Origin of the sequence: Mycobacterium branderi, from assembly GCF_010728725.1 — a bacterium.
Lineage (GTDB): Bacteria > Actinomycetota > Actinomycetes > Mycobacteriales > Mycobacteriaceae > Mycobacterium > Mycobacterium branderi.
The window spans coordinates 2,152,341-2,179,095 of record NZ_AP022606.1 but is presented as its reverse complement, the minus strand read 5'-3'; the positions used below and the strand labels follow the sequence as shown (position 1 = coordinate 2,179,095).

At 65.5% G+C, this 26,755-nt stretch carries 22 protein-coding genes, 4 tRNA genes and 2 pseudogenes; 16 read left to right on the top strand and 12 right to left on the bottom strand.

Annotated features, from left to right (window positions below; genetic code table 11):
* Window positions 1–31: 31 nt before the first annotated feature.
* The 5 genes and pseudogenes from istB to G6N47_RS11225 form a co-directional block, all read right to left on the bottom strand.
* Window positions 32–841 (bottom strand): IS21-like element helper ATPase IstB, encoded by an 810-nt coding sequence (istB, locus tag G6N47_RS11245; protein ID WP_083134531.1) that lies wholly within the window; start codon window positions 839–841, stop codon window positions 32–34.
* The gene (gene istA / locus G6N47_RS11240) at window positions 838–2,097 is read right to left on the bottom strand and encodes an IS21 family transposase (protein ID WP_083134532.1); all 1,260 of its coding nucleotides are present in this window, start codon (window positions 2,095–2,097) and stop codon (window positions 838–840) included. Before istA ends, istB begins: the two co-directional genes overlap by 4 nt.
* Window positions 2,098–2,574: 477 nt before the next feature.
* Window positions 2,575–3,732, bottom strand: coding sequence for a recombinase XerD (locus tag G6N47_RS11235; RefSeq protein ID WP_308206286.1), 1,158 nt, complete (start codon window positions 3,730–3,732; stop codon window positions 2,575–2,577).
* A 343-nt stretch (window positions 3,733–4,075) separates the two neighbouring features.
* Window positions 4,076–4,387, bottom strand: a complete 312-nt coding sequence (locus G6N47_RS11230) for a helix-turn-helix domain-containing protein (protein ID WP_232080330.1) — start codon at window positions 4,385–4,387, stop codon at window positions 4,076–4,078.
* Window positions 4,388–4,425: 38 nt separating this feature from the next.
* Window positions 4,426–5,532: pseudogene (locus tag G6N47_RS11225) on the bottom strand (tyrosine-type recombinase/integrase).
* Window positions 5,533–5,658: 126 nt separating this feature from the next.
* On the opposite strand from G6N47_RS11225, the gene G6N47_RS11220 reads away from it, so the two are divergent.
* A complete protein-coding gene (locus G6N47_RS11220; RefSeq protein ID WP_139799740.1) occupies window positions 5,659–5,886 on the top strand; it encodes a hypothetical protein in 228 nt (75 codons plus the stop codon).
* Between the two features lie 484 nt (window positions 5,887–6,370).
* On the opposite strand, the gene G6N47_RS11210 is transcribed toward G6N47_RS11220, so the two are convergent.
* A complete protein-coding gene (locus G6N47_RS11210) occupies window positions 6,371–6,877 on the bottom strand; it encodes a hypothetical protein (protein WP_083134535.1) in 507 nt (168 codons plus the stop codon).
* A 254-nt stretch (window positions 6,878–7,131) separates the two neighbouring features.
* Between G6N47_RS11210 and mobF the strand changes: the two genes are divergently transcribed.
* Window positions 7,132–12,975: a MobF family relaxase gene (gene mobF / locus G6N47_RS11205; RefSeq protein WP_083134536.1), complete on the top strand. Its 5,844-nt coding sequence runs from the start codon at window positions 7,132–7,134 to the stop codon at window positions 12,973–12,975.
* Between the two features lie 144 nt (window positions 12,976–13,119).
* Here the strand turns inward: mobF and G6N47_RS11200 are convergent, their stop codons facing one another.
* A complete protein-coding gene (locus tag G6N47_RS11200; RefSeq protein ID WP_139799741.1) occupies window positions 13,120–13,545 on the bottom strand; it encodes a hypothetical protein in 426 nt (141 codons plus the stop codon).
* A gap of 432 nt (window positions 13,546–13,977) precedes the next feature.
* Here G6N47_RS11200 and G6N47_RS11195 point away from each other — a divergent pair, with 432 nt between their 5' ends.
* Complete coding sequence (locus G6N47_RS11195; RefSeq protein WP_308206285.1) at window positions 13,978–14,190, top strand: helix-turn-helix transcriptional regulator; 213 nt, start codon at window positions 13,978–13,980, stop codon at window positions 14,188–14,190.
* Between the two features lie 114 nt (window positions 14,191–14,304).
* Window positions 14,305–15,393 carry a tyrosine-type recombinase/integrase gene (locus tag G6N47_RS11190; protein ID WP_083134538.1) on the top strand — a complete coding sequence of 363 codons (1,089 nt, stop codon included), beginning with the start codon at window positions 14,305–14,307 and terminating at the stop codon, window positions 15,391–15,393.
* 100 nt (window positions 15,394–15,493) lie between these two features.
* Here the strand turns inward: G6N47_RS11190 and G6N47_RS11185 are convergent.
* From G6N47_RS11185 to G6N47_RS11175, 3 genes are all read right to left on the bottom strand, one after another.
* Window positions 15,494–15,570 (bottom strand) — tRNA-Phe (locus G6N47_RS11185).
* A 25-nt stretch (window positions 15,571–15,595) separates the two neighbouring features.
* A tRNA-Asp gene (locus G6N47_RS11180) sits at window positions 15,596–15,672 on the bottom strand.
* 33 nt (window positions 15,673–15,705) lie between these two features.
* A tRNA-Glu gene (locus tag G6N47_RS11175) sits at window positions 15,706–15,779 on the bottom strand.
* Between the two features lie 122 nt (window positions 15,780–15,901).
* On the opposite strand from G6N47_RS11175, the gene G6N47_RS11170 reads away from it, so the two are divergent.
* From G6N47_RS11170 to G6N47_RS11155, 4 genes are all read left to right on the top strand, one after another.
* Window positions 15,902–15,974: transfer RNA gene (locus tag G6N47_RS11170), tRNA-Lys, on the top strand.
* A 184-nt stretch (window positions 15,975–16,158) separates the two neighbouring features.
* Window positions 16,159–16,371, top strand: a complete 213-nt coding sequence (locus G6N47_RS11165; RefSeq protein ID WP_083134539.1) for an excalibur calcium-binding domain-containing protein — start codon at window positions 16,159–16,161, stop codon at window positions 16,369–16,371.
* Between the two features lie 22 nt (window positions 16,372–16,393).
* Window positions 16,394–16,579 (top strand): hypothetical protein, encoded by a 186-nt coding sequence (locus tag G6N47_RS11160; RefSeq protein ID WP_083134540.1) that lies wholly within the window; start codon window positions 16,394–16,396, stop codon window positions 16,577–16,579.
* Between the two features lie 19 nt (window positions 16,580–16,598).
* Window positions 16,599–17,681, top strand: coding sequence for a F420-dependent hydroxymycolic acid dehydrogenase (locus G6N47_RS11155; RefSeq protein ID WP_083134541.1), 1,083 nt, complete (start codon window positions 16,599–16,601; stop codon window positions 17,679–17,681).
* On the opposite strand, the gene G6N47_RS11150 is transcribed toward G6N47_RS11155, so the two are convergent.
* On the bottom strand, window positions 17,678–18,574 hold the full coding sequence (locus G6N47_RS11150; protein ID WP_083134542.1) for an SAM-dependent methyltransferase: 897 nt from the start codon (window positions 18,572–18,574) through the stop codon (window positions 17,678–17,680). The genes G6N47_RS11155 and G6N47_RS11150 overlap by 4 nt on opposite strands.
* 70 nt (window positions 18,575–18,644) lie before the next feature.
* On the opposite strand from G6N47_RS11150, the gene G6N47_RS11145 reads away from it, so the two are divergent.
* The 3 genes and pseudogenes from G6N47_RS11145 (at window position 18,645) to G6N47_RS11135 (ending at window position 19,782) form a co-directional block, all read left to right on the top strand.
* On the top strand, window positions 18,645–19,142 hold the full coding sequence (locus tag G6N47_RS11145) for a nucleoside deaminase (RefSeq protein ID WP_083134543.1): 498 nt from the start codon (window positions 18,645–18,647) through the stop codon (window positions 19,140–19,142).
* Window positions 19,143–19,183: 41 nt separating this feature from the next.
* Window positions 19,184–19,575, top strand: a pseudogene (locus G6N47_RS11140) (ArsR/SmtB family transcription factor); the annotation flags it as partial.
* A gap of 3 nt (window positions 19,576–19,578) precedes the next feature.
* Complete coding sequence (locus G6N47_RS11135; RefSeq protein ID WP_083134545.1) at window positions 19,579–19,782, top strand: zinc transporter Slc39a7; 204 nt, start codon at window positions 19,579–19,581, stop codon at window positions 19,780–19,782.
* Window positions 19,783–19,788: 6 nt separating this feature from the next.
* Here the strand turns inward: G6N47_RS11135 and G6N47_RS11130 are convergent, their stop codons facing one another.
* Window positions 19,789–20,793 carry an oxygenase MpaB family protein gene (locus tag G6N47_RS11130; protein ID WP_083134560.1) on the bottom strand — a complete coding sequence of 335 codons (1,005 nt, stop codon included), beginning with the start codon at window positions 20,791–20,793 and terminating at the stop codon, window positions 19,789–19,791.
* A gap of 70 nt (window positions 20,794–20,863) precedes the next feature.
* Here G6N47_RS11130 and G6N47_RS11125 point away from each other — a divergent pair, with 70 nt between their 5' ends.
* From G6N47_RS11125 to phoU, 5 genes are all read left to right on the top strand, one after another.
* A complete protein-coding gene (locus G6N47_RS11125) occupies window positions 20,864–21,445 on the top strand; it encodes a TetR/AcrR family transcriptional regulator (protein ID WP_083134546.1) in 582 nt (193 codons plus the stop codon).
* Between the two features lie 122 nt (window positions 21,446–21,567).
* Window positions 21,568–22,590, top strand: a complete 1,023-nt coding sequence (locus tag G6N47_RS11120) for an acyl-ACP desaturase (protein ID WP_083134547.1) — start codon at window positions 21,568–21,570, stop codon at window positions 22,588–22,590.
* Between the two features lie 6 nt (window positions 22,591–22,596).
* The gene (gene dusB / locus G6N47_RS11115) at window positions 22,597–23,724 is read left to right on the top strand and encodes a tRNA dihydrouridine synthase DusB (RefSeq protein ID WP_083134548.1); all 1,128 of its coding nucleotides are present in this window, start codon (window positions 22,597–22,599) and stop codon (window positions 23,722–23,724) included.
* Between the two features lie 184 nt (window positions 23,725–23,908).
* Window positions 23,909–26,008 (top strand): LCP family protein, encoded by a 2,100-nt coding sequence (locus G6N47_RS11110; RefSeq protein WP_083134549.1) that lies wholly within the window; start codon window positions 23,909–23,911, stop codon window positions 26,006–26,008.
* A gap of 74 nt (window positions 26,009–26,082) precedes the next feature.
* The gene (phoU, locus tag G6N47_RS11105; RefSeq protein ID WP_083134550.1) at window positions 26,083–26,751 is read left to right on the top strand and encodes a phosphate signaling complex protein PhoU; all 669 of its coding nucleotides are present in this window, start codon (window positions 26,083–26,085) and stop codon (window positions 26,749–26,751) included.
* The last annotated feature ends 4 nt before the right edge of the window (window positions 26,752–26,755 follow it).

The window sequence follows — 26,755 nt, the reverse complement described above, 5'->3', positions numbered from 1 at the left end:
TTCGACGGTTGAAAATTGACCCCCTTGGTGTTCATTCGTCGGTGGTTGATCCCGGGACTCGCCCGAGGTCGCGGTCTTTGATGCGGTAGGAGTCGCCTTTGAGGGCGATGACTTCGGCGTGGTGGACGAGTCGGTCGATCATGGCGGCGGCCACGACGTCGTCGCCGAACACTTCGCCCCAGCGGCCGAAAGGTTTGTTGGAGGTGACGATCAGGCTGGCCCGTTCGTAGCGGGAGGAAACCAGCTGGAAGAACAAGTTAGCGGCTTCAGGTTCAAACGGGATGTAGCCGACCTCGTCGACGACGAGCAGCGGGTAGCGGCCCAGCCGGATGAGTTCTTGTTGGAGTCGTCCGGCGTGGTGGGCTTCGGCGAGTCGGGCGACCCATTCGGCGGCGGTGGCGAACAGCACGCGGTGGCCGGCTTGGCAGGCGCGGATTGCGATGCCGATGGCAAGGTGGGTTTTGCCGGTGCCCGGCGGGCCGAGGAACACGAGGTTGTCACGGGCGGCGACGAAGTCCAGGGTGCCCAGGTGGGCGATGGTGTCGCGTTTGAGTCCGCGGGCGTGGTCGAAGTCGAACTCCTCCAACGATTTTCGGGACGGGAACCGGGCAGCGCGGATGCGGCCCTCGCCGCCGTGGGATTCGCGGGCCGAAACCTCGCGCTGCAGGCAGGCCACCAGGAACTCCTCATGGGTCCAGGATTCGGCGCGGGCCCGCTCGGCCAGTCGTGTGACTGCTTCGCGCAGGGTGGGTGCTTTGAGGGCGCGGGTGAGAAAGCTGATTTCGGCGGTCAGGTCGCGGTTGTTCGATGACACCGCGGTCGCCCGTGTTTTGGTGGTCATGACACCAACCCGTCTTCGCCGAGGTCGATACCCAACGCGCTGTCGTAGTCGGTCAAAGACCGCTGTTCGACCGTGATTGGGTCCTCGGGTTCACGCACCGGGCGCAGGGCGCCAATCCGGTTGCGGCGCAGCATGTTGGCGGCTGCGCGGTGCTCGGGGTCGGTGATGGTCTGATGCCAGGCCCACACCCGCTCATGGTCGGCGACCACCTTGCCCTCACAAAACACCTGGACACGGTCGAGGTCGGCGACGACTTCAATGCGCCGCCCGATCACCCCCGGATGCACCGAGTAGTCATTGGAGTCCAACCGGATGTAGTGATCGCGCGCCAACCGGGTGGTGTGACGCCAACCGGTCACCGGTGGTACCGGCGGCAAAGTGAGCATCGCTTGGCGGTCCGCGCCGATCCGGTCGGTCGGAGCACATCCCAGCACCCGGCGGGTCCGCGCATTGACGGTGTTCAGCCAGTGCTGCAGTTGGTGGTTGAAATCGCCGGGACCGCTGAAGGTTCGGCCCGGCAGAAACGACCGCTCCAGATAGTCATGGGCCCGTTCGATGATGCCGTTGTGTTCCGGCTCGGCCGGTTTGAGCACCACCACCTTGGCCCCCAGCACCCCGCGGAATGCCTGGCAGTCCTCGGTGAGTTCGATGCGTCCCGATCGCCACCGCCCGATCGCGCCTTCGCCATCCCAGACCAGGGTGCGCGGCACCGCACCGAGTCCGCAGATCAGCTGCCACCAGCCGGCGAATAGATCCTCAGCACGGCGCGAGGGGATCAGCATCCCCGACAACCACCGCGAATAGCCCAACGCCATGGTCAGCACCGGAAGCTGCGTGGCGGTGCGTCTTTGCCCGTACCCGACCGGGATCGTGACTGGCGGAAACCACAAGTCGCACTGCCCGATATCACCGGCCTCATAGCTCGTGCGGCTCGCCGGATCCGGCGGCAGGTAAGCCGGGCGCAACTCGCGGACACGTTCTTTGAACACCGTCATCCCTCGCGTCCAACCGACTCGCTCAGCGATGACCGTGGCCGGCATCGTCGGCACCTGCTTGAGCTCGGCACGGATCGCATCCTCAAACACATCCACCGCCGACCCCGCCGGCTTGCGCACATACTTCGGCGGAGCATCGGAAGCCAGCGCGGAGCGCACCGTGTTGCGCGAGATCTTCAGCGTCTTGGCAATCGTCTTGATCGGCAGCCCCTCCGCTCGGTGCAACCTGCGGATCTCAGCCCAGTCCTCCACAGCCAACAACTCCCTTCTCCTCTCGGCTAGAAACCGAGAGTCGGTCGAAGGGGGTCAAAATTCGGGCGTCGACACGTGATCAGTTTTCAGACGACGCCGACAGCGTACACCAATAGACGTTTGGTGTCCACGCTTCGCTCGCCACCGCAACGCCTCCCCCGCAGTAAATCTGCGCCTCAAATATGGTGTGCTCCAACGATATACCCGTGTCGTTTGAACAAAGCGCCTGACCCCCGCCCCCCGCCGTCGACACAGGGCGACGCGCCGGTGCGCATACCGGTAACCCTCCGTATTCAATCTCGCCGTATTCGGTCGTGTCGGGAAGGTGCCGGGGCTCAGCACTGCCAAGCGGTTGATGCCCGATCGTCTTGGTTGCGTGCCCGGGGTAGCGTCGGTGTCATCGCTCTACGAAGACACTGTCCCGTTTGCTGGTGTTTGGCGATAGAAGCCAAAACCTCTGCAGCACAGACTGGATAAAATCCTGGGTCAGTTCGATCCGACGGCTGTTTTGGTCACGTAGCGGGCCCAGGGCTGGGCTGCGATCTCTGCGTGGAGCTGGGCTGTGTTGTAGCTGTAGCCGAGTAGTTCGGCGACCAACGGCGTTGGCGCGGAGGCAACGAGGCTCTGCAACGTGGTGTTGCGCGCGCCAAGCAGATTGATGCCCAGCTGTTCGAGTCTTTCCCTGATGTCTTGTGGGCGAAGATGCCGGCCGGGCCGGAGACTGGGAAACAGCCACGGGCTGTCCTTGACTCCACCTGTCGCTCGGAGATTCGGTCGGTTGCCCATGTGGTTGACGAGCATGTCTGCGAACGGCCGCGGCACGGGGATCGGTTCTTGCGCCAGGGTGATCCGTACTTCGTTTTCCGCAAGTGTGATCGCCGATGTCGGTAGTGCTGCGATCTTGGTCATGGGCTGAGCGAACAGCAGCAGAAGGCTTCCCGCAACACGGTAAGTCAGGGTCTCGGAATCTCCGGTAAGAAGTTCTCGAAGCCATGCCAGCCGCTGTTCTTGGGTGAGCGCGCTGCTGGGAGGAGGCTGCTGATGAGTAATCTGCACTGACTTGTTCACCCGGGCTTTCTTGGCCCAGGCCAACAGGTTTCGGATCTTTCGTCGGGTGGTCGGACCCGATGCCAGCCACTCATCGACATCGTGTTGTCGGCAGCTGGCCAGGGTGCGGCTATGTGTGCTGTGCAGCCGGGTGAGAAACTTGATCGTCTCGGTGATCTCTTGTTTGGCGTCTCGCGCGGCGGCATCGGAGTTCTGTCCTGGAAAGGATGCTCTGCGTAGCCGACGAAGGTGATGCCAGGTGGCGAATTGTTCCACTGGGGCGCGCACGGCCGGTTGGGTGACCGCCTCGAGTTTCTGGGTGAGCCAATGCTCGAACCGGGCCAGCGGTTCGTCGCGGGCAGCCAAGATGCCGGCGTGTTCGAGCAGACTCCGCAGATGGTTGACGGCTCCGTCGGTACCCGCTTTATCGAGACCCTGGTGTGTCAGCGGAATCTGCCCGCAGGCCAGTCCGGTCAGCAGTTCCCGAACGCGGGGCGAGCGCTTCCAGCTCAGGATGGTGGCTGGCCGCTCGACCCGGCACAGCGCGTCGACGATCGGGGCGATGGCTTCAGGGCATTGAGCGTTGTCGACTATCAACGCGGTCAGGTCCTGACGAAGGGCGCAACGGGCACACGTTCGGCGCCGGTAGAAATTGCCTTCGGTTTGGCAACTTCGGCAGATGAAGTCTGCGGGAATCCCTGCGCACGATAAACAGATCGGCTGCCGGTCTGCGTCGCTGCCCAGGCCGGGAAGCACCCCGTTGTGGCCGCACCGGGGGCAGATCCCGCGAGTGCGCATCGCTGTGTAGAAGCAGCTGTAGCACAGTTGCTCGCCGGGCCAGGACGCCCTGCGCTGGTTGGCCATTCGCTGGCATCGGCTGCAGCGGAACCGCTCACCGATAACCGGCGGGCGGCCCCGTTTGGTGGAGCGCCGGTTGGGGCTAATCGTCATCGCTGATCACTCTGGCTCGGCGCGGTCGCACCGCTTTGGTGAGCTCGACCACGTTGGGCCTCGGCGCGCTCGGCGAGCCGGCGGATGCTTTGCGTCGGCGGACATCGGCCGCGGTCACGGTGACCAGATCGTCTACGCCGCAGCCCAAGATATCGCACAGTGCGGCGATCATTTGAAGCGAAACCCGTTCGGGGTGGCGTTGATGAACCACTCGATACACCTGTGGCCGCGATAGTTGGATCCCTCGCTCAACAAGAAGAGGAATTAGATCGGTACTGTTGTACATCCCACGAGCGGCCATCAGCTCGGCCAATCTTCAGGTGTAGTCGACTCGCCGCTTCATGAACTCTCCTCCTCCCCCAACGACAGTGCGGTGTTGATGGTGGTGTCCAACACCCGGCGCAACGTGCTGACGCGGTAGTCGCTGGACACGCAGGTATACAGCGACGTCGTGCTGGCATGTCGTGACCCATCTGGTCCTGGACGAACTTGGCATCCCAGCCGTCTTCGATTAAATGGGTGGCATACGAGCGGCGCAGCGAGTGCAGGTCCAATCCATCTGGCAACTCGAGATTGCGACAATACCGACGGAACCGGCGCAACAGCGTATTTCCGGCGACCAACGCGCCTAGCTCGCTGGGGAATAGATCAATCCCCTCGGTCATACCCGGCTGGCCATGGGCAAGCCAATCGGCGATCACCTCGGGAGTCCACTTGAAGACCGTCAGCACGCCGCGCCGTTTGTGTGGGGATCCCTTCTTGGCCTTGCCGTAGCGGATCTGAACAACGCCGTAGCGGCCGAACTCGCGGGCGTGGACGTTGCCGGAGAAATCCACGGTCTGCAGATGGCGCAGTTCGTTGAACCGCAGCCCGTATGAGGAGGCGACCCTGAACATTGCCGCGTCCCGGTCGGCCGGTAGCCAGCCCTTACGCGTTGAGGCTGCGATCAGCGACACCTGGTCGTCGGCATGGTCGAAGAAATCCTGCAGCTCTCGTTTGGTGAACGCGCGCTTCGTCGGGGACTGCTCGTTGTCCTGCACGTGTGCCGCGGTGTTCCATTCGAAAAACTCCTGGGCCGGGTGTGTGCCGAATCGCTGTTCGCACACCCGATCCCAACCGTAATCGGGGTCGCTGACATTAAGAACAGAACAATCGCAACGCATTCTGGTAGCCCCGCACGGTCGACTGCCTGCGTCTTTTCACCGACCGTAGATCGCTGAAGAACTCCTCAACCAAGGCCGGCGTCCACATCCAGGGGAATTCGTTGGTGTGCTCGATGAAGCGCTCGACGAGCCGCACTCGCCCGGCGATCGTGTCATGACTCAAGTTGCGGCACCTTTGCTGATTGCGCCAACCCTCGAGCATCTCGTCGACAGTCTGGGCCTCCGGATGTAGTACAGGAACCGAACCGATGACGTACACGCGACCGCTGTTATCGACCGCCAAATCAGCCTCCAGACCCGTCTGATCCAATGAATCATTGGATCATTCAGTGAATCATTACCACATCGGCGCACGTAGCTGGGGCCAATTTGAGGCGACTTGCCCCGGCGTGTCGACAGCACCCCACGGGTGAGCACCCCGGACCTACCCCAACTGAGTCCAAATCCCCAGATCAACAACGGATTTGATCACCAGAGCAAGGCCACCGCCAATCGGAAGCGAAGCCCCGGGTGTGATTCATCAGATGAAAAGGCGGGATTTTTGATTGATAACTGCGGATATCCATCAAGTCTCGGTTTTCATCTGATGCAACAGCCCATCGGCTATCGGCTGATCGATCCGTGGGCACATCTCTGAGCACGAAACAATGTCGCTAGACAAAGGCTTCAGAGGTACGACGGTTGAATTTCTCTAGCCACGGACGGCCTGACGGCTGATGATGCTGGAGTACGTCGCGCCGGTCGACTGGATCGAGTCGATGACGCACAGGGCCAGTCCGTCGCGGTAGCCGTCCGGGGCCTCGGAATCGCGGGATCGCTCGCAGCGTTCGACGACGAAAACGGAGCTGCGCCTGGGTGCAGGACATGGACGCAAGCGAGTCGCACAACCGTGCTCATCCTCGTCACCGCCGACCGTCACCGTCGTCAGCAAAACCGATAACCAACTCATCGCCGGACACCGCATCGCCCCCACCACAACTACCGGCGCAACCAAAGCAGAACCCTGGCCGATGGCCGGTGAATCTGTAACCGATGACGCGACTCATGTGTAACCCATGACTCGTACTCATACATCGCGCCGTCACTGACACATTCGAACCCGAAGGTCGGATACTCGCGGGTTACGGCGCCGTTGCCGGCATCGCGGTCACCGTCGGCGCCTCCACACTGGACCCGCGCGGCGGCCCCGCCGCCTCAACTTCACCTGGTTCCGTCACCGTTTCAGCCTGTTCCGGCCTTGCCGCCTCGGCTGAGGCGCCGTTGCCTTCGGCCGGCGCTCCCGGCGCTGCGCTCGTATCGACTGTCTTGATCAGCTCGCGCACCGACTTTTCGGGAATCCCAGCCATTTTGGCGATCTCCCGCAGACTCTCGCCGCGATCGCGCATCGACGCCAGCGCGGCACCGCACTGACGGCGCTGCTGCGCGCGCCGTTGCGCGGCCTGCTCGCGCAACGCCGCCGTCCGCTCGCCCAGCCACTCCTCGACCGCTTCGGCGCGCTCGTGCGCCGAAAAGAACGTCGCCAAATCCTCCACGTTCGCCCGGATCCGCCGGGCCAGCTCCTCCTGGGCCGCCACCGCGGCCTCCCGCGCGGCCCGCCGGGCCGCCTTCGTCGTTGCACTATTGCCCATAGATCCACACGCTAAGCCCCCCAAACCCCTTACGCCGCACCCGAAACCAAAAACCTCACGCGACCTCCTACCGCACCGGCCCACACCCGAACCGCACCGGCCGGAGCCGCCCGCCATTGAGGCCGCCCTCACCACAACCGCCTACCGACCGTCTACCGCCGACCACACCTAGTGCATTCAGGTCACGAAACGGTAACGCACCGTCGCGTAAGGGTCGGGCCGCCCATAGCTTCGGGCCCAGGTGATTTGCGGTGATGGGTCTGCACAAATTGACCGCCGGGGACGGGTATGTCTACCTGATCCGGCAGGTCGCCGCCGCTGACGACAGCCACCGCGGCCGTCCCGGCCTGGCCGACTACTACAGCTCCAAAGGTGAAACCCCGGGCCGGTGGATGGGTCGCGGCCTGGCCGGTCTCGGCCGCCCGGTGTCCCGCGACCCGTCCGACCCGCTGATCGCCCAACTGTGGTCGGTTCGGCAGGGCTCCGAGGTCACCGAGGAGCAGATGAAAGCCCTGTTCGGCGAAGGGCTGCACCCCAACGCCGAGCGAATCACCAAGCACCTGACCGGCTTCGGTGTCGCCAAAGCCGGTGCGATCGCCGCGGCCCGGCTGGGCCGGCCGTTTCGCGTCAACGCCGCCGAAAACGAGTTCATCCGCCGGTTGCGCGGCGCCTACGGTGATTACAACGCCACGTTGGGCCGTGAGCGCAACACCAGTCTGGACCCCGAGGTCCGCGCGCGCATCCGCACCGCCGTCGGGCGCGACATGTTCACCGAAACCCACGGTCGCGCACCGGCCGACGAGCGCGAACTGTCCGGGTTTATCGCCCGCCATATCCGTTCGCAAACCACCGCGGTTGCCGGCTACGACCTGACATTCACCCCGGTCAAGTCGGTGTCGGCGCTGTGGGCCATCGCGCCGCGCTCGATCGCCACCAAGATCGAGGAATGCCACCATCAAGCCGTCGCCGAAACCCTTGCCTTCATTGAAGAACACGCTTGCTTTTCCCGGATGGGCGCCGACGGCATCGCCCAGGTCAACACCACCGGGTTGATCGCGGCGGTCTTCGATCACCGGGACTCGCGCGCCGGTGACCCCAACCTGCACACCCATGTTGCGATCAGCAACAAAGTACTGGCCATTGGGCCCGATGGCATTCCCCGCTGGCTCGCCCTCGACGGTGAGCCGCTGTACAAGATCAAGGTTGCGGCCTCGGAGTTCTACAACACCCGCATCGAAGCCCTGTTGATCGAGAAGGTCGGTGTGCTCTTCGCCGCCGTGGCCGCCAAAGCCGGCAAACGGCCGGTGCGTGAAATTGTCGGAATACCGACAAGGCTCCTTGAGCGGTGGTCGTCACGGCGAAGTGCGATCGAGCATCGAGTGGGCCAGTTGGCCAAGGAGTTTCAAGTCGAGCACGGCCGCGAACCCACCGCCGTCGAGATGGTCGCCTTGTCCCAGCGGGCCACCCTGGATACGCGGCAAGCCAAACACGAGCCACGCTCTCTGGCTGAGCAGCGCCACATGTGGCGTGGCGAAGCGATCGAGGTTGTCGGCGGTCAGCGTGAACTGACCGCGATGATCGCCGAAGTCACCCAACAAGCCGACCGGCAGCGGGTTGCGATCACCGACAAGTGGGTGTACGAACAGGCCGCCAAAGTCATCGCCACGGTCTCCCAAACCCGAGCGAACTGGCAGATCAACCATGTGCGTGCCGAGGCCCAACGCCTGCTGCGCTACACCGACCACGTCGGCGGACCCGATGTTGTGGATCGCATCGTGTCCGCCGCGCTCGGCGATCACAGCATCGCCTTGACCTCACACGCCGACACCGAGATGGGCGAACCCGCCGCGCTACGCCGACGCGGCGGCGCCAGCGTCTACACCCGCCACGATGCCACCGTTTACACCGGCGCCGACATCATGGCCGCTGAGCGCCGTATCCTGGCCGCCGCCGGGCGGCGCGGCGGCCGCGTCGTCGACGACACCAGCATTCGCCTCGCGCTGCTGGACCACCACGCCAAACACGGCATCAAACTCAATGATGGGCAAGTCGCGCTCGTCCGCGAAATGGCCACCTCCGGCGCCCGCGTTCAACTCGCGCTCGCCCCGGCCGCCACCGGAAAAACAACCGCCATGGCCCCGCTCGCCGAAGCGTGGCGTAACAACGGCGGCACCGTCATCGGGCTTGCCGCCACCGCGAGCGCCGCCGAAGTGCTCGCCGCCGACCTGGCCGCACCTACAGACACCATCGCCAAGCTCGTGCAGCTGGCCGACCCGCGCAGCGGGCTACCGGCCAGCCTCGATGATCCCGCCCGCAAATGGTTCGACATCATCGACCAGAACACTCTGCTGATCATCGACGAAGCCGGCATGGCATCCACTCTCGACCTCGACAAAGTGATCGGCCACGCGCTGGCGCGCGGTGCCAGTGTGCGCCTCATCGGCGACGACCAGCAGCTCGCCTCGATCTCGGCTGGCGGGATCCTGCGTGACCTAGCCGACCGCCACGACGTCATCACCCTGAGCACCGTGGTGCGCTTCACCCACCCCGATACCGGTCAGGCCGAAGGCGCAGCCAGCCTGGCGATCCGCGCCGGAGACCCGGCCGGCATCGCCTTTTACGTCGACCAGCAGCGGGTGCATGTCGGCGCCGACGCAGTCTCCAAAGACATGGCCTACCACGCCTGGGCAGCCGATCTGGCCGCCGGCCGTGACTCCATCCTGCTCGCCCCTACCAATGAGCTTGTCGCCGAACTCAACGAACGCGCCCGCCTCGACCGGCTCACCGCCAACCCGCAGGCCGCCTCAGCGGCCACGGTCACCCTCGCAGACGGGCTCGCGGCCTCGGCCGGGGACTGGATCATCACCCGCAAAAACGCCCGCTGGCTGCGCGCAACCGGGCGCGGCACATGGGTGAAAAACGGTCACCGCTGGATCATTCGCGATGTCAACAAAGACGGTTCCCTGAGCGTGTCACCGCTGCGCGGACCAAACACCAACACTCTCATCCGGCTGCCCGCCGACTACGTCGCCGCGCACACCACGTTGGGCTATGCCAGCACCATCAACACCGCCCAAGGTGTGACCGCCGGCGGGCGTGGCATCGAAGGCACCTGTCACATCGTGGGCTCCGATCAGCTGACCCGCCAACAGCTTTACGTCGCCACCACCCGCGGCAGCACCGAAAATCACATCTACTTTTCGACCTCAGAAGCTGACCCGCACCGCATCGTCTCCCCGAAAGCCACCCATCCCCCCACCGCCGTCGACATCCTCTCCGCCATCCTGCGCCGCGACGGCGCACAAATCTCGGCCCACACCGCCGCGGCCATCGACGCCGACCCCTTCAGCCGCCTGCATCGCGCCGCCGCCATGTACGCCGATGCACTCAGCGCCGGCGCCGAACAACTCGCCGGCACCAACGCCATGGCCCGCATCGACGCCGCCGCGAACGCCATCCGCCCCGACATCGCCGACGCCGAAGCATGGCCCGTTCTGCGGCGCAACCTCGCCGTGCTGGCTATCGAAGGACACGACCCCATCGCGGCCCTGTACGACGCGGCCGCCGCCCCGCTCGGCAACGCCAAAGACCCTGCCGCCGTCCTCGACTGGCGCCTGCAACCCCCGCCCGGATCGGCCGCCGAAAAGGTCGGACCCTTGCGCTGGCTGGCCGCCATCCCCGACCCACTCGCCAACGATCCACGCTGGGGCACCTACCTGAGCGCGCGCGCCCAACTCGTGTCCGAGCTGGCCGACCAGGTCCGCGACATCGCCCGCGAATGGACCCCCGCCACCGCCCCCGCATGGGCGCGACCCCTGGCCGGCCAACGGCCGGCGCTGCTAGCCGAAATCGCGGTCTTCCGCGCCGCCCACAACGTCGACCCGGCCGACACCCGACTCACCGGACCCGAACAACACGCCAACCGCTCCGCCGCCCTCCAACACGCCATCCACGCCCGCGTCGACGCCGCCCTTACCCGCGCCCACCCCAGCGCCCAGCGGTGGCGTAACCTCGCCGACCAACTCGACAAACACATCACCACCGACCCGTTCTGGCCACGGCTCGCTGCCCATCTGGACGAAGCCGCCCGCGCCGGCGCCGATGTCGCCGGCCTGCTGAACACCGCGGTCTCCCAACACGGCCCGCTGCCCGACGAAATGCCCGCCGCAGCACTGTGGTGGCGACTCGCCGGCACCCTCGCGCCGGCCACGCTCGATCGCCCCGACACCACCTTGCGCCCACCGTGGACGGCCGAACTGCACCACCTGCTCGGCACCCGCATCGCCGAAGCCGTCATCACCGACCCCGCCTGGCCCGGACTGGTGGCCGCAGTCGCCGCCTGCGGCTGGCCACCGCACGACATCCTGGCCGCCGCAACCGAACATCTGCGCGACATCGCCGCCACCCAACCCTTGCGGCCCGACGAATACGCCCGCCTGCTCACCTACCGCGTCGAGCTGCTCACCCACCACGCCGAGACCATCGACCTCGACATCCCGCACCCCGCCGAATACGCCGACCAGCCCACCCCCGACGAACAGCTGCACCTGTTCACCGACCCCGACGGCGGTGACATCGGCGACCTTCAGGTACCGCCGCCGGACCCGTACGACTACCCGTACGGCTTCGCCGAGGAGGACCTCGGCGGCCTGGACTTCGCCGACCTTCCGCTGCACCGGCCCACCCCGACCCAACGCGGCGACGACATCGACATCCCCGCCCTGAGGGCGCGCCGCGACGCCGCCCGCGGGCGCGCCCAACAACTCCAAGACGCCATCCTGGGCGGACCCGGCGGGCCAGCCGAACAAGCCGCCGCCGCTGACCTGGCCGAACTCCGGCGCCGCCACACCCAACAGCGGCCCAACCACCACGCTCTCGCTTACGCCCACACCGATTGGGTGCGGGCCGAAGACGCCGCCGAACTACACCACCAGCTGCTCAACCAACTAGGTGCCACCATCACCGCCGCCGCGCAGCGCGGCGACACCGCGGCCGTCGCCCGCTACCGACACCACCGCGACCAGATCGCTCAACAAACGCCCCGCTTCGACACCGCCGTCCAAACCGCCCGCACCCGCCTCGACACCGCCCGTACCGTGTTGATCCGCGCCGCGGGCGGTGTCGACAACATCGTCACCGAACGCGACATCCACAACCGGCGCGCCGCCGCGCTGAACGCCGACACCGAAGCCCTCACCGCCGCGCGCGCCGAAGCCCTCGACCTCGACAACCAGCTGGCCCGCGCCGAAGCAATCGCCGCCCGCGCCTTCGCCGAAAACCCCGCCCACAACTACGATCTCGCCGCTGAACTACCCCAACTGCGCGCGGAAATCGACTTCATCGACGCCGCCGGACGCGCCCGCGCCGCGGCCGCCGGCTACACCACCCCCGACGAAACCGTCGCCCACCTCGACCAAACCAGTCGCGCGGCCGTCACCACCATCACCGGCAGCTACCAAGCCGTGCACAGCCTGCAGCTACATCCCGGCGCCGACAAACCCGCCGCGCTGGCCGCGATCGCCGCCGCCGGCCACCACGACAACCACCGCGTCCTGGCCCTACCTGCCACCACCGAAGCCACCCAATACGCTGGCGCCAACCGCTACGCCGACACCACCAGCACCGCCCAAAGCGCCCGCGACAACCTAGAAACCGGGCGCTGGAAACTTCCACTCGGCAGCCTCGTCGTCGTCGACGACGCCGACCAGCTGCAGCCTGAGCTGCTGCAGTGGCTCGCCGAAAACGCCGCACGCACCAACACCAAACTCCTACTCATCACCACGTCCGACACACGGGAGCCCGCCCACACATTGCTTGCGGCACTCAACACCCACCTGCCCTGGGCACAACACCTCGGCACACCCGAACCCAGCCGCCAACGGCCTCAGACCGCGATCGAGCGCGCCGACCATCACCTCGCCACCACCGGCGGAACCAGCATGAGCCGCACGGAAGCAACCCAACTCCTGGAGCGCCGCGGCCAGCTGCTCGACCACTTCCGCGAACTCGCAGAAGCCGCCGCACAACTCGACGCCACCGCCATAGCCGACCGTGGCCGGCGACGCGGCCGTGGACGCGAGGACGGCATCGGCCTTTAACAATCCCGACGGCAGGCCTGTGAGATCGCGAACCTTAGACCGAGAAGTTGCCGCGGCATCCTCAAAGCTGTTAACTGCCATCGATCGCCACCCGTCCAACAGATTCGAATCCGCACCGACAGAGGAGCACCGCCGGTGCCGCCCTCACACGGTAGATAGGTCGTGTTCGTCTATCCAGATGCCGCGGCGTTTGAACGCCGGGCGCGTTCCGCTGCTCGCATAAGCGCGCCCAGACGGCAGATCCGAGACCCACCACTGCGTTTCGAGAAACCGGCACGGCTTCTGTGACCATGCCGGGATAAGCTGTCCCAGACGCTGGGCAATGTATTCCGCTGCGGCGGCCAGTAAGGCATCAAATCTGGGATCACCGACCAATGGCGGCTCGACGGCGATGAGCTGCATTGCGGCCTCGCCCAAGTCAGCGGCGGCGCGGATCAGCTCATAAAACGCTCGCATCCGGTATCGGTCGTCGCCGGGGTGACGCAGCATCGCCCTAGCGATGTCGACGACGTTGCAATAGCGGCCAACCTCCGCCGAGCAGTCACCTCCGGATTGCGATCGCTGCGGCATGCTCCAATAGTAGGCGCTTGGCCGTGGTGGGAAACCGCGTAATGAATTCCACTCTCCGACAACGGCTTACGCGGCGTAACCAGATGGACCCCATTTCCCGTTCAATTCTCGGGCGTGAAATACCGTGAATAAGGACGCCGTCAGTCGTTCCACCATGTGCCGTCTTCGCAGAGGGCTATTGATTTATTCTCCCTGGCCGTCGCATTAGTCTGTCACTGGTTTTAAGCTCCTGGTATGGAAGCTCTTGGGGCCTGGACGGCAGCCGCGGTCACGACTAAGCCGCACAAACAGCTACTCCTGCCGACCTTCCGGGAGGCCGCCTGGAGCGGTGTGTGGGCAATGCGGCGCCGCATAGCGGCGAAGCAGCCAGCTTGTATCCGACGATCCCGTGATGGTGGTCGCTAAGCCGCTTTGCCGGGGAAGGAACTAATCATGCGCTACGACACCACCAACGGCCGAGAGATGCTCACTGCCAGACAAGTATGTGAGCTGACCGGTGTTCCGGTATCAACGCTGCATGATTGGGCGGCCAAACGAGAACGCGGGATCGACGCTCCTGGACCGCATCACATAAGGCTGAGCGATCGACATCGGCGGTGGACGAAAGCTGATGTAGACGAATGGATTCAATCTGCTCGGGTGTAGGCTACCGCGCTCGCGTTGTCACACAAGCCGTAGGGTGCGCTGGCATCAGCATCGCATATCACTAACCCGGAGGCTGTCTTGACCGACTGTCGCCCAGCCTGATTCGGAGGCACCATGGCAATCAAACGTCGCGAAACCAAGGACGGCGTGAGATATGACGTGCAATGGCGGCTGCCAGACCGCTCGAAGCGAAAGAAGACTTTCAAAACTGAGCGCGAGGCACGGCGGTTTGAGGCAAAGCTAGTCACCAGTAGTGCCGCGGGCGAGCGGGTGGACCCACGTGGCGGCAAGGTTCAACTTTGTGCCGTGTATCGATCTTGGCTCGCGTCGCGACCGGACCTGAGCGCGAAAGTCCGTCGCGGATACGAAGACAACTGGAGACTTCGTATCGAGCCGCAATTCGGCTCGTGGCCAATCGGAAAGATTGATCACGAGTCGATCCAGCAATGGGTTAATGCCATGTCCGCATCGGGCCTGGGGCCCCGAACGGTGCGATGGACGCATTCGGTCCTCAAGATGGCCCTTGACCGGGCCGTCGACGAAGGTCATCTCCTCGGCAAGAACCCGGCATCACGCACCAAGTTTCCGCCGATGCGACAAGCGCCCCACATCTATTTGACCGCAGCCGAAGTCGCAGCGCTTGCCCAGACATGCGGGCCTCATGGGGACATCGTCTTGATCCTCGCTTACACAGGGCTTCGATTCGGTGAACTCACCGGCCTTAACGTCGAGGACGTCGACCTAGGCGCTCGTCGAGTCCGGGTTCGTCGATCGATGACCCAAGTCGGCGGCAAACTCGTCGAGGGCAATCCGAAATCGGAGGCCGGCCGACGTTCTGTCCCGATTCCCGAGCGCTTAATGCCAGCGCTGAAGGCGCGGCTCGATGCACGAAGCCCTGGCGCGCCAGCGATCGCGTCGCCGAAGGGCTCGCGGCTAAGCCTGGAAAACTGGAAACGCTCCGTCAATTGGAGAAAGTCGGTCATCGAGATCGGCCGGGCTGAGTTGCGCGTGCACGATCTGCGGCACACCTATGCGTCGCTATCACGCCGGGCCGGGGCTGACCTCAGACTCCTGCAAAAGGCGATGGGCCACGCATCGATCACCGTGACCGCGCACACCTACGCGGATCTGTTCGACGACGAGCTCGACGACATCGCAACCGCACTCGACTCGCTCGACGACTTTCACGACGGCAACAACTGATCCGGTTTGGCCCCATTTTGGCCCCATCGGGACGAATTCTCGGAGGAACAGACGCGCCGCCAACACCGCATTTAAGCTGCTCTGACCTGCATAAACCACCTGGTGGCCAGGGCCGGGATCGAACCGGCGACCTTCCGCTTTTCAGGCGGACGCTCATACCGACTGAGCTACCTGGCCGGAAGGCACGTATGCCTCGCCGCGATGGCGACCCTGACGGGACTCGAACCCGCGACCTCCGCCGTGACAGGGCGGCGCGCTAACCAACTGCGCCACAGGGCCTCGCACTGTCTGCTCCGCGTCGCCGCGTAGCGGTACCCCCTACGGGATTCGAACCCGCGTTACCGCCTTGAAAGGGCGGCGTCCTAGGCCGTCTAGACGAAGGGGGCCAGAACCGAATCTCTCCGGGGCACTCGCAACGGGTGACGTTGTGAGCCAAGCCAGCTTAGGCCACGGCAGACCGAATCCTCAAACGAGCTCCCGCCACGGAGGCAGTATCCTGTGCGTCGCGGCCCCTATAGCTCAGTTGGTAGAGCTACGGACTTTTAATCCGCAGGTCCTAGGTTCGAGTCCTAGTGGGGGCACTCTTGTCTGAGTTGTTTCGGCTGACGCTTGACAGTTACTTCGGCTGATTCTTGACGTCCTGGCGCTGATCGGCGTCTGCTCGTGCCCGGATTCTCCGCCGCCGAAGTTGGGGACGAGCTAGGCTCCCGTGGTAGACGTTATTTCACAAAAGTGGAACAGCCCATTACTGGAGGGTGCTTAGCGATGACAGTCCGCGCTTTCCTAGTCGCGACAGCTTTAGGCACCGCCGCCCTGGGCACCGGTCTGGCCGTCGCGCCGGCCGCGGTCGCGGGTCCGCCCTACAAGAACTGCACCGAGGCCCACAAGGACGGGCGCTACGACATCCCCCGGGGTGATCAGGCTTACCGGCCTTCACTCGATCGCGACAACGACGGCATCGCCTGTGAAAGCTATTAACACAGTGCCTCGCAGGTGGCTCGTGATCGGGTCGATCGTGGCGGGAATCGTCATCGTCGGCGCGATCGTAATTGCGCAACGGCCCTGGGAGAGTCAGAACTACAAGGACTGCATCGCCGCGAACCAGTCGGCGGTCGGGGGCATTGCCACGCCGGGCTATACACAAAAGGATCTTGAAAGCTACTGCGCGCAAACGACAGGTAGGTAAACCTGGGTACCCCTAGGCGATGAGAGGAATATCACGCCGCTCGTTCGGTCTGATCGCCGCAGGGCTGAGCGCCACGGGCATTGTCGCCGCGTGCAGCTCAAAACCCGAAACCACGCCGACTGCCCCGCCCACGCCGTCGGGCCCAGGCGTGGGCTTCGTGCTCTCCCACGAGCAGTTCCCCACCGCCCAGCTGGTCGAGCAGGCCCAGGCCGCCGAGCAGGCCGGCTTTCGCTACCTGTGGGCCAGCGACCACATCCAGCCGTGGCAGGACAACGAGGGCCATGCGATGTTCCCGTGGATCACGCTCGCGTTGGCCGGCCAGCGCACCAACCACATCCCGTTCGGCACCGGCGTCACGTGCCCGATCTACCGCTACCACCCGACGACAGTCGCGCACGCTTTCGCCTCGCTCGAGGTGCTCTATCCGGGGCGGGTGTTCCTCGGCATCGGCACCGGCGAGCGCCTCAACGAACAGGCCGCCACCACCCAATTCGGCAGTTACCGAGAGCGCCACGACCGGCTCATCGAGGCCATCCAGCTGATCCGGCAACTGTGGACCGGTCAACGAATCTCGTTCCAGGGCAAATACTTTCAGACCAACCAGCTCAAGATCTACGACCTACCACAAAAGCCTCCGCCGATCTTCGTCGCCGCCGGCGGCCCGAAAAGCGCACACCTGGCCGGACAGTACGGCGACGGCTGGATCGCCCAGGCCGACAGCATGAAAGACAAGAAGCTGGTCGACGCGTTCAATCAGGGCGCCAAGGACTCCGGCCGCGACCCCGCGACGCTCGCCAAGCGGGCCGAGATGTTCGCCGTCGTCGGCGACCAGCCCGAGATCAGCCGCGCCGCCGAGCTGTGGCGCTTCACCGGCGGGGCCGTCGACCAACCCAACCCCGTCGACATTCAACGCGCAGCCGAAGCCAATCCGCTCGACAAGGTGATCAAGGGCTGGACCACCGGCACCGACGCGGCCGTCCACGTCAAAGCGGTGCAGTCCGTTCTGGATGCCGGGGCGACGCCGTTCATGCACTTCCCGCAGCAGGACCCGAAAACGGCGATCGAGTTCTACCGCACCAAAGTCCTACCGCAGTTGCATTAGGTACCCAGCACCGCGTTGAGATAGGTGACGTTTGCAAAAGCCGCCGCGACGTCGTCGTCGGGGTAGTCAAAACCGTTGTCGGCGTGCAGCTGCGCGACCGGGCGGTGCGACACCTGCCAGCCATGCCGGGTCAGGTACTCGATGATGTGACTGCGCTCGAAGTGGTAGACGAGTTCGTTGAAGTCGATGTCGAACCCGAGCTCGCTCATCCGCTCGTGATGCGCGCGCCACCGCTCGTCGGCGAAAATTCTTGTGTCAGGCACGAATTCGCATGCCAGTCGACTACCGGCAGCGCTCAGCGCGGTGACGTTGTCGAACAGCGCGTCCTGAGCCTCGGGCGGCAGATACACCACTAAACCCTCGGCGCTCCACGCCGCGGCGGCGTCCGTGTCGAATCCGGCATCCCGCAGCGCGGCCGGCCAGTCGTCGCGCAGGTCGACGGCCACGGTCCGCCGCTCCGCGGTCGGCTCGGCGCCCAGCTTGGCCAGCGTCGAGGTCTTGAAATCGATCACCTCGGGCATGTCGACCTCGTAGACGACGGTTCCCGCCGGCCACCCCAACCGATACGCCCGCGCGTCGAGGCCGGCTGCGACGATGACTGCCTGACGGATGCCGCTCTGCGTCGCCTCGAGGAAGAAGCGGTCGTAGAACCGGGTTCGGACGGCCATTCCCCGGGCCATCCGGTCCGGGTCGAACCCGGAATCCTCGGTGACCGGGATCTGCCCGTCCACCAGCCGGGTGTAGACGTCGTAGCCCACCGCACGCACCAGCGGCGCCGCGAACGGGTCGTCGATCAACGATGCCGACGCCGCCAGCGCCCGTTGCGCGGCAACCATCGTCGCCGTCGCGCCGACGCTGCTCGCCAGATCCCAGGTATCGCTGTCGGTGCGCATTCGGGTATCTCCCATCCGAGGTTCCCAATAATATAGATCAGCTAGTTATTTTCGTGGAATGGGGAGTGTCATGGACTTCGCCCAACGGACCATCGACCTGGCCCGCCGAAACGTCGCCGACGGTGGGCGTCCGTTCGCGACGGTCATCGTCAAGGACGGCGAAGTCCTCGCCGAGAGCCCGAACAAGGTTGCGCAGACTCACGACCCGACCGCGCATGCCGAGATCCTTGCCATCCGTGCGGCCTGCACGAAGCTGGGCACTGAACACCTCGTCGGGACAACCATTTATGTGCTGGCCCATCCGTGCCCGATGTGTCTGGGCGCGCTGTACTACTGCTCACCGGATCAGGTCGTCTTCCTCACCAATCGGGAGCAGTACGAGCCGTACTACGTCGACGACCGCAAATACTTTGAGCTCAATACGTTCTATGCGGAGTTTGCCAAGCCGGCCGACCAGCGGCGCCTGCCGATGCGCTACGAACCCCGCGACGAAGCCGTCGACGTGTACCGGTTCTGGAACGAGCGCAACGGCGGCGAGCGACGGGTGCGCGACGCTCCTGTCGGATGAACCCTTGACACCCGCTCCGCACGCTGCGCTACTATCTGCGTATGCATGCAAGTAATAGGGATATGCGCCTGCCGGACGATCAGGTGCGCCTGGTGGTCGAGGTGTTCCGCATGCTGGCCGACCCCACCCGGGTCCAGGTGCTCTGGTCGCTCGCCCATCGCGAGATGTCGGTCAACGAACTCGCCGAGCATGTGGGCAAACCGGCCCCGTCGGTCTCGCAGCACCTCGCCAAGCTGCGGATGGCACGGCTGGTACGCACCCGTCGCGAAGGCACCACGATCTTCTACAGCCTGGAAAACGATCACGTGTGCCAGCTCGTCACCGACGCCGTTTTCAACGCCGAGCATGCCGGTCCGGGCGTTCCGGCGCATCACCGCGCTGACACCGGACTGCAGGTCGTTGCCGAAAAGACAACGCAACAAAGGAGATAAGGATCATGTCGCACCACGACCACCCGCATGAAGCGCCGCATTCACACGAACACGAGCACGGCGGCGTCGCTCACACCCACCCGCACACCACACACGAGCACGAACACGTCGAACACGAGCACACCCACACCCACGACGACGGCACCGAGCACAGCCACGCCCACGTGCACCAGGCCGGCCTCGAGGAGGCGCACAGCCACGCCCACTGATGCTGGTTAAACGTTGGGGCAGTAGTGCTTTGGGTTTCCGCGCTCGTCAGCCGGCGGCAGGTTGCGCGCAGGCGTGTGCACCAGCGGCGTGTCGGCCGGGATCCGGCCGGTGGCGCGATCCCAACCGGCACGCGCCCGCGGATGCTTGCGGTAACGCCGCGGCACCAAGGCGAAGATCAACCGAACGATGTCGCCGAACCGGCGATGAAGCCACTCGTCGCGAGACGACCACGTGTAGCCCATCAACTCGCGCACCGGCGGGTCGTAGAGGCCGACAGTGAGCCAGACGAAGAACGGTGCCATCAGTTTGCGCTGCAGTGCCCATAGCCATTCCGGAAGCCATTGCGCGAACGGCGGTTTGGGCAGCTCGGTCAGGTTGAGCACTTCGCGGGCGGCATAGTTGTTCTCCAGCACCTCGCGGCACATGTGGTCCCAGTAGACCTGAAACTCCTCCCAGGACTTGGGTACTGGTCGCATGCTCATGCCGTACATCCGGTACCACGCAATGTGCTCGTCGAACAGCTGCCGCTTCTGCGCTTCAGTAATGCCGCCGCAAAATCGTTCGGCCACAATCAAAGTGCCAACAAAGAAGGTGGCGTGTGCCCAGTAGAAGACATCGGGATTCAGCGCGTGGTAGCGCCGGCCCAGGGCGTCGACGCCCTTGATGCCGACGTGGTAGTCGCGCACCTCGGCGCCGGTCGCCGGCGCACGGTCGCCGTCGAACACCACGCCGCCGATCGGGTAGAGCGAGCGCAGCAGCCGCGGCCAGCGTTCCCGGAAAAACGTCGAGTGGTCTTCGACCGCCGCGCCCAGCTGCGGATGCATGTTCTGCATCGAGCCGGCCCACGGGCCCTGCAGCATGCCGCGCCAGTCGCCGAAGTATTTCCACGTGAGCGAATCCGGGCCGAGCGGCGTAGGCGGCGCGTCGTATCCGCCCGGCGACACGGGGCAACCGGCAGCCACCCCGCCTTCGCTGGTCAGCGGGCGCGCCTCAGACGTATCTTGAGTCACTAACGAAGTTTCCTGTCCGGTCTCAGCCATACTGACTACATGCGTTGTCAATATAGACCTTAGGAGCGATGTGTCGTCCGGTCAACGACGGGGCCGCTGGTCCGGTGTTCCCCTCGAGGATCGCCAGGCTCTGCGCCGGGACAAACTCGTCGCGGCCGGAGTGCAGTTGCTCGGCGGCGAAGGCGGTCCCGCGGTAACAGTCCGGGCGGTGTGTCGCGAGGCCGGTCTGACCGAACGCTATTTCTACGAAAGCTTCACTGACCGTGACGAATTCGTGCGCGCGGTCTATGACGACGTCTGCACCCGGGCGATGTCGACGCTGACGTCGGCGAGCACTCCTCGTGAGGCCGTCGAGCAGTTCGTGGCGCTGATGGTCGACGACCCGGTCCGGGGCCGCGTGTTGCTGCTGGCGCCCGAGGTGGAACCGGTGCTGACCCGCTCCGGCGCGGAATGGATGCCCAACTTCATCGAGTTGCTGCAGCGCAAGCTGACGCGGATCGGTGACCCGGTCATGCAGAACATGGTCGCCACCAGCCTGATCGGCGGCCTGACCGCGCTGTTCACCGCGTACCTGGACGGGCGGCTGGCCGCCACCCGTAAGCAGTTCATCGACTACTGCGTCGACATGCTGCTCAGCCGCGCCACGGTCTAGCAGCGATAGCACCCAAATCCCTGATCGGCCCCGCGGCGCGCTTGCGTGGGCCAAACTTGATGCTACCGACGTACACAGATATATTGACTGCAACCAACAGATACAGATAACTGGAGGGGCCCATGTCGGCTGACCTGACCGACCTGCACCTGTTGCACGAACTCGAACCCGTCGTCGAAAAGAACCTCAACCGGCATCTGTCGATGCACAAGAACTGGAACCCGCACGACTACATCCCGTGGTCGGACGGGAAGAACTACTACGCGCTGGGCGGGCAGGACTGGGAGCCCGAGCAGTCGAAGCTGTCCGACGTTGCCCAGGTGGCGATGGTGCAGAACCTCGTCACGGAGGACAACCTCCCGAGCTACCACCGCGAGATCGCGATGAACTTCGGGATGGACGGCGCCTGGGGCCAGTGGGTCAACCGCTGGACGGCCGAGGAAAACCGGCACGGGATGGCGCTGCGGGACTTTTTGGTCGTGACCCGAGCGGTCGACCCGGTCGAGCTGGAACTGCTGCGCATCGAGGTGGTCAACCGGGGTTTCAGCCCGGGCCAGAATCACCAGGTTCGGGAGGATCTGTTCGCCGAGAGCCTGTTCGACTCGATCATCTACGTCACCTTCCAGGAGCTCGCGACCCGGATTTCGCACCGCAACACCGGTAAAGCCTGCAACGACACGATCGCCGACCAGCTGCTGGCCAAGATCTCGGCCGACGAGAACCTGCACATGATCTTCTACCGCGACGTCAGCGAGGCCGGATTCGAGATCGCGCCCAACCAGGCGATGAAGTCGCTGCACCGGGTGCTGCGCAACTTCCAGATGCCCGGCTTCCAGGTGCCCGAGTTCCGGCGCAAGGCCGTCGTCATCGCCGTCGGCGGCGTCTACGACCCGCGGATCCACCTCGACGACGTCGTCATGCCGGTGCTCAAGAAATGGCGCATCTTCGAACGCGAGGACTTCACCGGTGAAGCCGCCGCGATGCGCGACGACCTGGCGCTGCTGATCAAGGAGCTCGAGCAGGCCTGCGACAAGTTCGAGGTGTCCAAGCGGCGCCAACTGGAGCGCGAAGCCCGCACCGGCAAGCGGACCACCGCCCTGGAGCTGCACAAGACCGCAGGCAAACTCACCATGAGCCGGCGGTAGCCGGCATTGCGCATCGGGCCCATCACGCTCGCCAGCCCGGTGGTGTTAGCACCGATGGCGGGTGTCACAAACGTTGCGTTCCGGACGCTGTGCCGGGAGCTCGAGCAGGCACTGGTCGGGACGGTCAGCGGACTCTACGTCTGCGAGATGGTGACCGCACGCGCGCTTGTCGAGCGGCATCCGGCCACCATGCACATGACGACGTTCTCCCCCGACGAGTCGCCGCGCTCGCTGCAGCTCTACACCGTCGACCCGGCCACCACCTACGAGGCGGTGAAGATGATCGCCGCCGAGGGCCTGGCCGATCACGTCGACATGAACTTCGGCTGCCCGGTGCCCAAGGTCACCCGTCGCGGCGGAGGCGCGGCGCTGCCCTACAAGCGGCGGCTGTTCGGCCAGATCGTCGCCGCGGCCGTGCGCGCCGCCGACGGCATCCCGGTGACCGTCAAGTTCCGGATCGGCATCGACGACGACCACCACACTCACTTGGACGCCGGCCGCATCGCCGAAGCCGAGGGCGCCGCCGCCGTGGCCCTGCATGCCCGCACGGCCGCGCAGCGCTATTCGGGCGCGGCGGACTGGGAGCAGATCGCCGCGCTCAAAGCGCAGGTGCGGACCATCCCGGTGCTGGGCAACGGCGACATCTTCGACGCCAGCGACGCCCTGACCATGATGGCCGCCACCGGCTGCGACGGCGTTGTGATCGGCCGCGGGTGCCTGGGCCGGCCGTGGCTGTTCGCCGAGCTGTCGGCCGCCTTCACCGGCAGCCCGCCGCCCACGCCGCCGACGCTCGGTCAAGTCGCCGACATCATCCGCCGGCACGGGGCGCTGCTGGCCGCCCACTTCGGTGAGGACAAGGGCATGCGGGATATCCGCAAGCACATCGGGTGGTATCTGCACGGCTTCCCGGCCGGCTCGGAGTTGCGACGGTCGCTGGCGCTGGTCAAGACGCTCGACGAGCTCGACCGTCTACTGGACCACCTCGACGCCGCGGTCCCGTTCCCGGACGCGGCCACCGGGCCGCGGGGCAGGCAGGGCTCGCCGGCGCGGGTCGCGCTGCCCGACGGGTGGCTGGCCGACCGCGACGACTGCACCGTGCCGGCCGGGGCGGACGTCATGCACTCCGGTGGCTGAATCGAGACTGTCTCGACATCGCGTTTCGGCCGATGTCTGGCTACGATGTGGAACTTGTTGCAACGCGCTCCGGTGGACCCCCGGGGGGAGCGCGATTTTGTGGTGCTGCCACCGCGAGCACTGCCCTGATGTATGCGCACGAACACGTCGAGCACCTCATCAGAGTTTCGGAGGCCGGTAGGACATGAGTGACGGCAACAACGCCACTCCGGGCCGCCCGCACCCCGCAGCCGTCGAGGGTGACGACATCGGGATTACCGGAACTTCACTGCGATCGCTACCCGCCGCGCCGTGGGAACGGTTCGGGATCTCGTCTCACGGCGCCGTGGCCGCCCCTCGCCGACCCGCGCCGCCGGTGGCACGCACTCACGGCGACGACAACTCGACCGGATGCCACACCGACGGCGGGCTCACGGTCGCCGAGCTGATCGCCAAGGTCGGCGGCCCACCCCCGGCGCGGCGCAGCCGCCACCGCGCGGAGCCGGATATCGAGCCACCCGACGAGGAACCCCGGGACGAGCCGGATCACCGATTCGACGCCTACGCCGCGCCGATGTCGTCGGCGTATGCCTCCGAGCTGCCTGACCTGGACCTGCCGCCGCGCCCACGGCGTCTCGTTGCGGCCGAAGAAACCACGGTGCTGCCCCCGGCGTCGGGGCGGGTGCCGCCGGCACGGATCCTCGGCGACCCGGCGGCTGCCGAAATCCCCGAGCCCACACCGAAACGCAAGCGCCGCACCGCGTTGGTGGCCGGCCGCGCGGTCGCGGCGCTGATCGCCGTGCTGTCGCTGGCCCTGACCGGCGGGGCGTACCAGTGGAGCGCCTCGAAAAACAACCGGCTCAACACCATAAGCGCGCTCGACCCGCACTCACACGACATCATGGACCCCAACGGGCAGTACGGCGACGAGGATTTCCTGATCGTCGGCGTCGACTCCCGGGCCGGGGCCAACGCCGCGATGGGCGCGGGCGACACCGAGGACGCCGGCGGCGCCCGGTCCGACACCATCATGCTGGTCAACATCCCGGCGAACCGTAAACGCGTGGTCGCCGTGTCGTTTCCGCGCGACCTGGCGATCACGCCGATGAAATGCGAGGCGTGGAACCCCGACACCGGCGCCTACGGTCCGCTCTATGACGAGGAGACCGGAAAGTACGGCGATAGGTACATCTACACCGAGACCAAACTGAACTCGGCCTACGCCTTCGGCGGACCGAAGTGTCTGGTCAAGGTCATCCAGAAGCTGTCCGGCCTTTCGATCAACCGCTTCATAGCCATCGACTTCGCCGGTTTCGCCAAGATGGTCGACGCGCTCGGCGGCGTCGAAGTCTGCACGACCACCCCGCTGAAGGACTACGAGCTCGGCACGGTGCTCGATCGCGCCGGGCGCCAGGTCATCGACGGGACGACGGCGCTGAACTATGTGCGGGCCCGCAAAGTCACCACCGAGAACAACGGCGACTACGGGCGCATCAAACGCCAGCAGCTGTTCTTGTCGTCGCTGCTGCGTTCGCTGATCTCCAGCGACACGTTCTTTTCGCTGAGCAAGCTCAACAACGTCGTCAACATGTTCATCAGCGAGAGCTCCGTCGACAACGTCAAGACCAAGGATCTCGTCGACCTCGGCCAATCGGTGCAGGGGATGTCCGCCGGCCACGTCACCTTCGTCACCGTGCCGACCGGCGAAACCGACGAGAACGGCAACGAGCCGCCGCGCACCGCCGACATGCGCGCGCTCTTCGACGCCATCATCAACGACGATCCACTGCCGAAAGAGAACGACAAGAACGCGACGTCGACGCCGACAACCCAGTCGAGCACCAGCCAAGCGGCGCAACCCAGCCCGTCAACCGCGCCGCACTCCGAGCAGGTGCAGGCGGTGACGACCTCGCCGCAGGAGATCACCGTGCAGGTGTCCAACTCGACCGGCAAGTCCGGCCTGGCCGCCACCGCCGCCGCCGAGTTGCAGCAGTACGGCTTCAAGGTCAAGGAGCCGGACGACTACCCGAGCTCGCTGAAATCGACCACGGTGTTCTTCTCACCGGGCAACGAGCAGGCCGCGGCGACGGTAGCCGCGTCGTTCGGCAGCTCAAAGGTGGAGCGGGTCACCGGAATTGAGCAGGTTGTGCAGGTTGTCCTCGGCCCGGACTTCCGGGCTGTCTCGGCGCCGCCGCCCAGCGGTTCGTCGGTCAGCGTGCAGATCGACCGCAGCGCCAGCAGCACACCGACCAAGCTTCCCGAGGACTTGTCCGTCACCAACGCCGCCGACACCACCTGCGAATAGCCGTAATTGGCATTCACCGCCAATTCAGGTCGGCCTTCGTGGCTTTTCCCGGCTGAGAACGTAGTCTTGACAACATGCGGACCGCCTACCAGGAACAGCTTTCCGGGCTCTCCGAGCTGCTCGGCGAGATGTGCGGGCTCGCCGGCGCCGCCATGGAACGCGCGACGCAGGCGCTGCTGCAGGCCGACCTGGTGCTGGCCGAACAGGTCATATCCGACCACGAGAAAATCGCGACGCTGAGCGCCCGCGCAGAGGAAAGCGCTTTTGTGCTGCTGGCCCTGCAGGCACCGGTCGCCGGTGACCTGCGCGCGATTGTCAGCGCGATCCAGATGGTCGCCGACATCGACCGGATGGGCGCGCTGGCTCTGCATGTCGCCAAGATCGCCCGGCGACGCCACCCCCAGCACGCCCTGCCCGAAGAGGTCAACGGCTACTTCGCCGAAATGGGCAGGGTTGCAGTCGAATTGGGCAACAGCGCGCAGGAGGTGCTGCTGTCACGCGACCCGGAGAAGGCCGCTCGCATCCGCGAAGAAGACGACGCGATGGACGACCTGCACCGGCACCTGTTCACCGTGCTGATGGACCGCGAGTGGAAGCACGGGGTGGCCGCCGCTGTCGACGTGACATTGCTGGGCCGGTTCTACGAACGCTTTGCCGACCACGCCGTCGAGGTGGCGCGCCGGGTCATCTTCCAGGCGACCGGCCGCTTCCCCGAAGACGACGCGGTGGCCACCTCGGGCTAGTCGC